Here is a 10,819-nt window from a genome sequence, read left to right on the forward strand (position 1 = left end):
ATCCGGCATCTGGCTGCTATGATAAAGCGTCTTAAAATGTTGCGAGGAATTGTTTTGAGTGCAGGACGCCTGAAGAAAAATAGCTTAGGTATTGCGATGGTGCTGTGTGCTGGCCTGCTGTTAGCAGGGTGCTCCGGGAGCCAGTCGTCTGATACAGGAAGTTATTCCGGCTCCGTGTATACCGTGAAGCGGGGAGATACGTTATATCGTATTTCACGCGCGACAGGGACTAGCGTCAAAGAGATCGCTCGCCTGAACAACATTTCACCCCCTTATACCATTGAAGTCGGGCAAAAACTCAAGGTTAGCGGTGGCGCGAAAACCAGCACGGCATCGGCTAAAACAAAATCGAAATCCTCCACCAAAACGGCAGCAGCCAGACCGTCTTCCTCTGTGCCACAGTCATCCTGGCCGCCGGTGGGGCAACGCTGCTGGCAGTGGCCTGCCAGTGGGAAGGTGATACTGCCTTACTCCACGGCGGAAGGTGGCAATAAGGGGATTGATATCTCTGCCGCGCGCGGCACGCCAGTTTATGCGGCTGGAGCGGGTAAGGTAGTCTATGTCGGCAATCAGCTGCGCGGCTACGGTAACCTCGTGATGATTAAACATGGTGAAGATTACATTACTGCCTACGCCCATAACGACACGCTGTTGGTAAACAACGGACAAAACGTGAAGGCAGGGCAGAAAATTGCCACCATGGGCAGCTCTGATGCGGCTTCAGTACGCCTGCATTTCCAGATCCGCTATCGCGCGACGGCTATCGATCCGTTGCGCTATCTGCCGCCGCAGGGCAGCAAGCCAAAATGCTGACGGTGAATTAATCGCCAGTCAGACGGTCAGCCCCTTGCCAGGAAGTGTGTAAGGTTTATAATCCCTTACGCACTTCAATGCGGGCGTAGTTCAATGGTAGAACGAGAGCTTCCCAAGCTCTATACGAGGGTTCGATTCCCTTCGCCCGCTCCAAACTCAAGTCTCCTGAACTCGACTCAAGTCAACTACCTCATGATTTACATGAATTTTTTGACATTTTCTTGTCAATGGAATTCAACCTGTTTTACCCCAAATCAATAGCCTATGTTGCATAGAAATATGTATAGCTTCTCCTGTACACTCTGAAACTATACACACGGGGGAAATCTTTAAGAAGAAAACTATACATATGCCTCTTACAGACCTTGAGATACGCCGAGCGATGCCTTCTGAGAAAGCGTATATAACTGGCGGGTGTGTCGGTCATGCCAGCCATAAAACCGGTATACAGCACCGCCCCCACTTGGTTTACAGAAGGTGATGGTGAGCACCAGCCAACGTACCCGGGGCCGGATACGTATAACATGATCATTGCAGAAATGATGAATGTGCTTTCTACTGCCAAAAGTGTGCCAAAGAAAGACAGTCTGACTCAATTATCGGAATCTATTCAGGCTATTGTCTCTGCAGGTATTTCTGGTGCATTTCCCGACGGAAAATATCTTGCAACTGCGAATAACTTCTCTGAAATCGCTGCTGCTGGTACTGATGCGCAGGCTGCTGGTCGTCAGAACCTTGGACTGGGCGGTGCAGCCCCCTGAACGTCGGAAAAACCGCAGGAACCGTTGCAGCAGGTGATGATCCCCGCTTTGGTACAGGTTTAACCTGGGACGATATTTACCCGGTAGGCAGTGAATTCTCCAGCTATACCGATAGCCGCAACCCCGCAGATATTATCGGAGTTGGCACATGGTCGCCTGTAGTTGGTCTGATTGCTGGCGTGGGTGCGGCAACGGATAACTAGGGACTCACTGCAAACTACACAGCAGGCTATCAGGCCGGGTGGTGGCGCATACAGAACGGGTATATTGTTGCTCAGAGTTAGGTGTCACTCTGACTATGAACCCTGTAGACGATCATGTACACGGTGTGCCGGTTACCCATATTGAGACGTCAAATCAGATCTATACAAATATTTCAAATGGCTCCTTTGATGTTGTGGGTGGATATCCGGCAACACCCTGCAGGTGGGCATGCACCAACAGGTACGGGTTCGGTAGCAATTGACTCAGGAGCGGCAACGGAAGGCGTAGCATTTTTTAACCCGTATTACGGGAAATATATTTAGATGTGCATGTCGTAATACACATGAGGTTTATTCATTGCAATAAAAATGATAACCAGATATATAACTGGTTATCATTTAATGAGAACGTTGGTATATCGTAGCGCAAAGTCATTAACTTATTTCATCCGCACTTATGAAAGGTATTATGTCATAAGGGATGGCTGTTTTCTTTGAAAGGTTATAAATCTCACCATGATATTTTTCTTTTAAAAATGAAAGTGACTTAAGAATAAACTTCAAATCTGATGGCAATGTTGTTGGTTGAATCCGAGCTTCATTATAAAACCGCTCACACTTGTTATTTAAATCTAATCCAGAAAAAATTATTCTCTTAAAATTAAATGAAATAGCTATTTGTAAGGCACTAAATGCGACTGTTGCACTACCAAAATGACCATAAGACACATCTGTCGAAAACGCTATGGTTTTGACTTTTCGATATACTGAGCATTTAATGAATATGCTGCTGTTAAATGTTGATTTAATAGCGTATCTTATTTTTCTACCTAACCCACCTCTGGATTTACAAAAATCGCGCAAAATAAAGAAATTATTAATGAGAGTTTCTTTTTCTTCACCATGAACTTGCTCAAGAATATTTTCACTAATAAAGGTATATGTTGCATAAGATGAATATTTATTAAAAAGATCTTTGCAGTTCCGGTAAAATGAACCGTCGCAAACTATATACGCAAAGATAGGTATGTGATTATCAATTAAGTATCCGGCACTACCATTTACGCTAAAGACGCATTTTTCATTCATCAAATCTATTGGTGTTTCTAGCGATGATGGGCCCGACAAATAAATTATGCAATCATTTGAAATGTTTTTTTTCATTTCATCTATTTTTTGTTTGGTGATTATCATTTTTATTTCCATAAGAAAATCAATGAGTTGATGTGATTTAAATCACAAACTATCAATAAATTATTTCAAATGCTGTTTCGCGGAGGGCATATATCCGCAATATGAATGTTTTTTATCTGACTCAGATAAATATTAATTGCAGAGGATTTATTTTTAGTGATGTTTAGTGCTATAAATGACATTCTTGGTAAATTTATTATCAATGATTTTCTTAGCTTTTTATTGCAAAGCCAAACAATGTCATCCATCTAACCAATTGATTTATTTAAAAAATAAAATGAGTAATATAATCGCATCATATACCATATGAAATGTGTCAGACTAAATATGCTTAATGAATAGTTGAACTGACAAAAGCTGAACATGCCGATGTTAGGGATAAAGACAGTCATCCCGGGATGCCAGAACGAATATTACAGAGTGGATGAGGTCAGGCCGAAATGATCTGATTGCAGGTATCATTCATGAGAGTAATGGTTATATCTACGAAAGTTGTATGTAAGTAATTTACTGCAAATACTAACTAATCACAGAATACACGATTTGCGTATAAGTATGTGATATTGATCAGCATTTAAGCCATGGGAGTGATTGAAATGCAGTTGCAGAAAAATCGCTGTGTACATTTTTGAAGCGGAATATTTATCGGGTTACATTTTTGAGAGTGAAAATGCAAGACTCCGAATTGATGATATATGTTATGTGTTATTAATTTTATGTAAACGGTAGTGCCGGATCTTCGATTCAACTCTCCCTGCGTAGTTTGTCACGTGATAAATTAATTTTGATAGCATGGTTGTCAGGCTGTAAATATTTTACCTGAGGATTTATCGATATTTCTAGCCCCATTTATTATATTGTTGCTCGTTTTCAAATCAATGGGGAAGGGGGACGTTGAGGGTAAGTTTTGTCGTGTTAATATTATTACAACTCTGAGCCAGAGTGAGCAGAAGAGTCATGGACTAAATATAGAAGAGGAGGTAGCCACTCGCACAGTGACTACCCCCCTGCTTATCTCCCGAATCAGGATTTCGGTTTATGGTTCTCAACCACCCAGATGGTTAACTCTTTTTCCAGTGTTTGAGTGCCTGTTGTTGCCTTCACTTTCACCCAACTTTCACCTGCGGTATCCGTTCTCAGTTCAGAGTAGGCATTCCCTAACTTAAAGCTGGTTTTATCCGGCGTCATCGTAAAGGTTCCGGTACCGGGATGGGTTTTGCTGCCTGCGCTAAATTCGACACTGCCGTTTAACGGATTGCCAAATTTATCCCGCAATCGGGCCATAAAGCCCACCGGTTCAAGATCGGCAACGACATAACCAAAATCCTGCTCCACAGTGAGCACCGGATTCTGGGCATCGGCATTCAGTGTCAGCGAAGCATTTGCCGAGACGTTACTACCGTGTTCAGCCAATGTGGCGGTTAGCGTGTAATTACCCGCCTTTTTACCGTGGACATTCACGGTCGCAGTACCGGATTCATCGGTGGTGACAAGCGTATTGTCAATCACCAGAGGATCCCTTGATGATGGGCCTGTGGCCGTAATTTTCAGCTTACGATTGCTGACGTTGTTCCCAGAGGTATCGGTCAGATGCAGGGTAAACGTCACGTTGTCCACGTCACTTACCACGGCCGATGTCACTGATGGCTTGATCGCCAACGACGCATTTTGCAGATCTGACAACACTTCAATGGCCTGACTGGTGGTAACGGGCCGACTCTCTTTCTCGAAGGTTGCCCGCAATTGATAATTTCCGGCCTCAGAGGCAATGAAGGTTGTTGATGCCATTCCCTTTTCATCCAATGTCAGCACGGATTGCTCCAGTTTCAATCCGCGGGTTGGTTCACTGGTCAGGCGCACGTCTCCACTAAACGGATTATTTTGACCGTCTACAACCCGAACCTGAATCGCATGCGCAACTGAAGCGTTGGCCACGATGCTCTCTTCAGGTGCGGTCAGATTCACCACCGCGCTGTTGATATCAGGCACAAAACCCAGTTCAACGCCCGAGGACTCAATGCTATGTTGCCCATCGGTAGCCCTCGCTTTAACGGTGTAATTGCCTGCCTTAACCGTGGTTAATGTCACTGTGGCATAACCGTCTTTATTGGTGATAATTTTGTCTGGGTACACGAGTCCCTGCGGCTCGACGATAAGCTCCACTTTCTGTCCTGCAACTGACATGGTTGCATTGTCGAGCTTGATCTCAAGCGTGGCGCCATCGCGACCGTTTGCAGCAATATTGGTTATTGCGCCATTATCTTTGGCGGCCAGAGATAATGTTGCGTCCTTCATTGCAGAGGCAAATGTCGCACTCAGTGATGAGGTGATGTTTCCTACGTTCAGCGTAAGCTCATAGGTTCCCGGCGTTGAACTGATCAGTGAGAATGTTGCTTCCCCCCTGGTATCGGTGGTGGCAGCGCTTTCCCCATTCGCAACCTTGACCTGTGACGGTAACGCCAGCGAGACCGTGTACCCGGACAGCGCGTTGCCATAGCGGTCGGTCAGGGCAACCTTCACGACGTTAGTCTGCTTGCCATCCGCCAGCGCATTGTCCCTGGTCAGGTTAAAGGCCTGAATCACCGGTTGCGTTTTGTCGGCAATCCAGTTGGCCGGTTTTTCCAGACCGGAGAAGTCGTGCTTTTGTGATGTCACACCCAGACGCGTCGCCTGAGCCAGTTCGGACGTTGCTTTGGCGGTATACACCCCGTCTTTTTCTTCTACGGCAGTAAAACGAACCTCGCCGCTGGCGGAAACTGCATAAAAACGTAAGCTGTCATCGCCGGTGATGGCATTCCCGTCTTTATCCCTGGCGTCTAACGCCAGGTTGATGGGATATCCAACAACCTGTTCCACGGGCGCTACCGTCAGTGTCGATTTCGCCGCCTCGGCGGTAATAGCCGTCAGCTTAACTGTCAGGGTTTCTGTTTTACCCAGTACTTTAGCGGTGATGCGCGCGGTACCCGCAGTTAAGCCCGGTGTCAGCATCGCGGTATACACCCCGGAACGGGTTTCCTGAACGTCGCCCAACGTCGGGGTCTGGGCAGAACGTTGATGGTTTACCTGCGCGTCGGGCGTAAATGCCAAAGCCAGTTCAATGTCATGTGCAAGTCCTGTTAACGGTTGGCTATTGGCATCTTTTAATACCAGCGTCACCGGATGCTGTGATTGCCCGTCAGCTGCGATGCTCGGTTCACGTTCGCCGTTCAGCGTGAAATCCAGCGTTCCGACAGAAGCTGAATTCCCCGTCACCGTCACGTTCATCACCGCATAGTTAGAGACGTTTCCTTTTACATCTCGCGCCGTCGCGCCAATCTGCCAATGATTGGTGCCGCCTGGCGTATAGGCCGGCAACGTTAGCTGCCATGAAGTGCCGCTACCGGAAATGCGTCCCCCGGCGGCGGTAAATGCGCTATCGTTCCACTCTACCGACTGAATGCCCCAGCGGGATTTATCCAGTGAAATGGTCACCGGGATGACGGTTCCGCCTTCCCCCTGAACGCTCTCGGGCAGGCTAATTTTCAGCACCGATTTTTTGCGGTATTCCAGAACAATATTGTTATTACGTTCGACAAAATCGTAGCGCCCGTGCTGAACCTCGCGCATCACCGCAACGTTGTCACTGTCGAGTTGCTTCGCCAGCGGGATGCCGGGACGATAGTTAATCTCAATGCCAAAGCGTGAATCATGCGTATTGCTCTCCCCCTGCTTGTGCTCAGCAGAGAACGTCACCAGTGGAACCGGCGTATAGGTGATCCCGCCCGTAAAGGCGTATGGATTTTCCTGCAGGTGGTTGCTGCCAAAAAGACCGACATTCTTGCCGTAATATTTTTCATATTTAAGCGATGCCCCCAGCTGCGGGTACGACGGTAACCAACCTTCGGTATAGATATCCCAACCATCCGCCGGACGTTCCTGATAATCATCCAGGGTATGAGAATCTTTCCATTTTGATAGCCTTAAATAAGCATTCGCACCTGCGTGTAAATAATCGCGCCAGTATTCAATACCCGCGCCCATACGAGCATGATGGCGACTTAAATCGTAATCATAAAACAGGTTTGCACCCAGCATGGAATTATCGGGTGTGAAGTAGCGATAACCCATACCAATATTGGTTTGGGTTCTGTCATCTGTACGATGAAGCGATGTCTGGCTAAATAAGACATGCTGTTTTGTATCAACCCACGGATAAAGGAAATCAAATGCGGAATCCTTCAAAGAGAAAGATTCATCCACGTTGAGTTGAATACGCGCATTACCGTACTGCTGCAGCCACTCTACCACTTCCTTCGTTGCCTGCGCTGAAACGGTATTTGCAGCAAAACTGCCTGCATGGCCGTTTTCAATGCTCCTTCCCGCTTGGGCTGCGAAGGAAGACAGGCCGCGCAGCTCTTGCTGTTCGGCGGTTTGCGGTGCCTTAACGGCTGAGGCATGGCTGATTGTTGGCGTGAAGCTGAGAAGCGCAGGATACAGGGCCTGCAAAGCGATCGTTGACCATGCTACAACCTTGTTAACGGAGCCCGTTGCCCCAGTATTCCGCGAAATTTTCTTATTTGACATTCGTAACTCCAATATCAATTAAAAAAATCAAAGGTTATTCCAGGTAATGAACGAGATGCGTACTATATGTATTTAATGGAAAATTTCAAGAGGTGTTCAGAGAACAGTTAACTGGATGTATTTACACTGTAAAAGCTTCTATTTTCCCTATTGGTGATACGTGGTTTTGAAATCTGAAATTATAATGGTTGATGGATGTGGCTATGCTTTTTTATATAGAGTGTTAGTGGTTGTGTTTTATTTTTTTCATGTAATGGTTTTCTGATAAATAAAATATAGAATCTCGCGGGAATTAATCTGCAGACTTGTATCTTAATGTGTGTCCTATGATGCGGTATCTTTTACCCAATAGCAGCCGCAGCGCCGCTCTTACGTGCAGGTTGGTCCGCAGAGACATCCCTGGCATTTTTCTGTTTACTGCTTTCAAGATAGTTAACAGGCAAACAGTTACATGGTGGTTTTATATTTATTGGTAATAATAAATGGCGTTGCATGGTTTTGCTGCCCCAAATTATCTAAACGCAGTATTCGATCCCAAGAGTATTAGGAGAATTTAGTCTAAAATACTTTTTTTGCTTAAGAGTTTTCCTATCGCGTAGCCACCGTGTTCGCGTAGTGTTAAAATTCATGAGTTTCTGACCTCTTCTTTGTGCTAGTGGATGAGGTGCTGGTCGTCAATAAGACGAAAGAGTTAAATGGGTTACAACCACATTGCTAAATAAGCTGCACTGTTTTTTTACATGGTCGGCAACCGTCAGGGAGTGACAATAACCTATTGATAATGCTTGTTTTTAATCTGGTGTAAGATATAAGGGAAGATATGTTCAGTATGCGTCGACATGCCAATTTCATTAAACGCTTTAAGTCTGTAAGTTGCTTATTTACGGCCAGCGTTCTTTTCCCCATGCAAATCTCTGCGGCAGTATCAGATTATGATGCTTTGATTATTGAAGCTCGGGGTGGGAATAGCGCGCCGCTATTGCGCTACCTCGAGGATCAGGGAAAGAAAAGTGCGCTCACACCCAATCAGGTTGCCGACTGGCTGCAAGTCTCCGGCTGGGTCGATAACAACGATAAAGCAACGATTGCTATCTGGCAGCAGTATCGCGGAAAGATGGATGTACCTGCGCGTGGCAAAGTCGCCGCTGCGCGTGCGTATCGTAATCAGAAAAGCTGGAATGATTCGTTAGCTATCTGGGAAAGCGTCTTACAGGAAGAACCTGACAACGCTGATATTCGTACCGGCTGGATAATGACGCTGGCCGATGCCCGTTACAATCAACAAGCCCTGACCGAAGCGAATAAATGGGCGCGGGCGCATCCGGGGGCCGATTCTGATGCCTTGCTTGCCTACGTGTATCATTCGCAGAATAAAAACTGGGATGCGTTGCTTGTCGCCAGTCAGGCGGTTGAAGTCGATCCGGGCAATAAAAATGCAAAATCTACGCTGTTGTCTGCGCTGTCAGCCAACCGCATAGCCGAACCTGCGCTGGGACTGGCGGAAGAGGTTCCAACATCCGATCCCGTTAAACGTCGTCTTGCACTTGATGCCGCCGCCGAAAAAGTGCGCTCCTCTTATACTACCGCGCGCAACGAAGAAGAACGTTTTATCGTGGCGGATAAAGCCCTTGCCCGGTATGACCAACTGCTTACCGCGTGGAAAGATGATCCCTCTGCCCAGGGCGATGTACGCCGGGCGAGAATTGACCGCATGGGTGCCTTGCTGGTACGCAAGCGCACCGCTGAAGTCATTACGGAATATGAGTCACTTTCTGCCGAAGGTGAAATTCCCAACTATGCAAAACGCTGGGTGGCTTCCGCATGGTTAAGCGAACGTCAGCCGGAAAAAACCGAAGCGATGCTGATGAGCATCTACTACCCGAACGGGCCGTTACCCGTTACGCCGCTCAGCCCTGAGGATCAGCAGGATCTGTTCTATGCGCATATTGATAATGAAAACTTTGTTGATGCCAAAAAACAGGTCGATACGTTAATTAAAGACAGTCCGTATCTGCGACGGATCTATGGTTCGCCCACGCCGCAGCCTAACGATAACTGGCTGCTTGGCCAGACGTTGCTTGCACAATATTACATTGCCGCCAATGACCTGCCTGAAGCCGAAAAGCTGACGGAGCATCTGGCGCGTACAGGCTCGGGAAATCAGGGGCTGCGCATACTTTACTCTTCTGTGCTAGAAGCCCGCGGCTTGCCGCATGCGGCTGAGAAAGAGCTGAAGCTTGCGGAAGTGATCGAACCAAGTAACCTGGAGCTGGAGCGCCAGCAGGCTTATGTGGCGCTGGATCTTCAGGAATGGAAGCAGGCCGATGAACTGACTGATGACGTCATCGTCCGTAGCCCGGATGATGAAGCGACGCTGCGCCTCGCCCGCATCCGCGATGTGCACAAAATGTCGGAAGTGCGGATCAGCGGAACACAGGGGATCTCCTCTGATAGCCCGGTCAGCGGCAAGAATGACTTCAACATCAATACCGCTATTTACAGCCCGCCGATCAACGACAACTGGCGACTGTTTACCGGATTCAACTTTGCCACTGGTGAATTTGAAGAAGGTAAGGGCATCAGCCGCGATCTGGCTGCCGGTGCGGAATGGACTTCCCGTGATTACTGGGCGGAAATGGAAGTGTCTGGTCGAAATTATGGCGATGGTCAGAAGATTGGTGGCCGTCTTTCCGGTTGGCACGACTTCAATGATAACTGGCGCGTAGGCGGTTCCGCCGAGCGCTTGTCGCGTAATACGCCGCTGCGCGCGTTGCGTAGCGGGGTGTATGCAAACGGCGGGGATATGTTTGTCCGCTGGTATCAAAACGAACGACGAGAGTATCAGTTGTCGTTTGCCGCATCACATTTCTCGGATGGTAACGATCGTATCGAGTACGGGCTTAGCGGAAAAGAGCGCATCTGGACGACCCCGCGCTTCACGCTGGACTTCACTCCGGGCATCGGCGGAAGTACCAACACCAAAGAGAATGTGCCGTATTACAACCCTAAGAGTGATTTTTCCGCTGTACCAGGGCTTGCCGCAGAGCAGGTTCTTTACCGCCACTATGACACCGTGTGGACGCAGCAAGGTGTGGCTGGTGTAGGTGGCTACTGGCAGCAAGGTGAAGACGTGGGCGCCATCGTTCAGGTGGGATACGGACAGCGGCTTAAATGGAACAACGTCGTGGATGGCGGGGTGATGCTGGTGTGGGATAAACGCCCCTACGACGGTAAACGTGAGCGGAATATCTCCCTCGCTTTCGATTTGAATGTCAGGTTTTAAGG

General features: G+C 47.7%; 6 protein-coding genes and 1 tRNA gene. 5 read left to right on the forward strand and 2 right to left on the reverse strand.

Translation table 11 applies throughout. The annotated features are described in order from the left end of the window. Positions 1-54: 54 nt before the first annotated feature. The 4 genes from actS to JQ822_RS24635 all read left to right on the forward strand — a co-directional run bounded on the left by actS (position 55) and on the right by JQ822_RS24635 (position 1,777). On the forward strand, positions 55-813 hold the full coding sequence (actS, locus tag JQ822_RS09665) for an amidase activator ActS (protein ID WP_213133287.1): 759 nt from the start codon (positions 55-57) through the stop codon (positions 811-813). Between the two features lie 79 nt (positions 814-892). Next, positions 893-966 (forward strand) — tRNA-Gly (locus tag JQ822_RS09670). 371 nt (positions 967-1,337) lie between these two features. Continuing rightward, entirely contained in the window at positions 1,338-1,574 is a 237-nt protein-coding gene (locus JQ822_RS09675) for a hypothetical protein (RefSeq protein ID WP_213133288.1), read from the forward strand. Positions 1,575-1,648: 74 nt separating this feature from the next. Then, positions 1,649-1,777 carry a phage baseplate protein gene (locus JQ822_RS24635; RefSeq protein ID WP_446715009.1) on the forward strand — a complete coding sequence of 43 codons (129 nt, stop codon included), beginning with the start codon at positions 1,649-1,651 and terminating at the stop codon, positions 1,775-1,777. A gap of 435 nt (positions 1,778-2,212) precedes the next feature. Here JQ822_RS24635 and waaZ read toward each other — a convergent pair whose 3' ends face one another. Beyond that, on the reverse strand, positions 2,213-2,971 hold the full coding sequence (gene waaZ, locus JQ822_RS09680) for a 3-deoxy-D-manno-oct-2-ulosonate III transferase WaaZ (protein WP_213133289.1): 759 nt from the start codon (positions 2,969-2,971) through the stop codon (positions 2,213-2,215). 1,023 nt (positions 2,972-3,994) lie between these two features. After that, positions 3,995-7,534: an inverse autotransporter beta domain-containing protein gene (locus tag JQ822_RS09685; protein ID WP_213133290.1), complete on the reverse strand. Its 3,540-nt coding sequence runs from the start codon at positions 7,532-7,534 to the stop codon at positions 3,995-3,997. Between the two features lie 820 nt (positions 7,535-8,354). Between JQ822_RS09685 and pgaA the strand changes: the two genes are divergently transcribed. After that, on the forward strand, positions 8,355-10,817 hold the full coding sequence (gene pgaA / locus JQ822_RS09690; protein WP_213133291.1) for a poly-beta-1,6 N-acetyl-D-glucosamine export porin PgaA: 2,463 nt from the start codon (positions 8,355-8,357) through the stop codon (positions 10,815-10,817). Positions 10,818-10,819 lie beyond the last annotated feature (2 nt).

This window comes from Citrobacter sp. FP75 (assembly GCF_018342065.1).
Classification (GTDB): domain Bacteria; phylum Pseudomonadota; class Gammaproteobacteria; order Enterobacterales; family Enterobacteriaceae; genus Citrobacter.

Bases quoted from the DNA above. Each gene is read 5' to 3' on its own strand.
- JQ822_RS09675 (WP_213133288.1), top strand. From the start codon at position 1,338: ATGATCATTGCAGAAATGATGAATGTGCTTTCTACTGCCAAAAGTGTG.
- waaZ (WP_213133289.1), bottom strand. From the start codon at position 2,971: ATGATAATCACCAAACAAAAAATAGATGAAATGAAAAAAAACATTTCA.
- JQ822_RS09685 (WP_213133290.1), bottom strand. From the start codon at position 7,534: ATGTCAAATAAGAAAATTTCGCGGAATACTGGGGCAACGGGCTCCGTT.
- pgaA (WP_213133291.1), top strand. From the start codon at position 8,355: ATGTTCAGTATGCGTCGACATGCCAATTTCATTAAACGCTTTAAGTCT.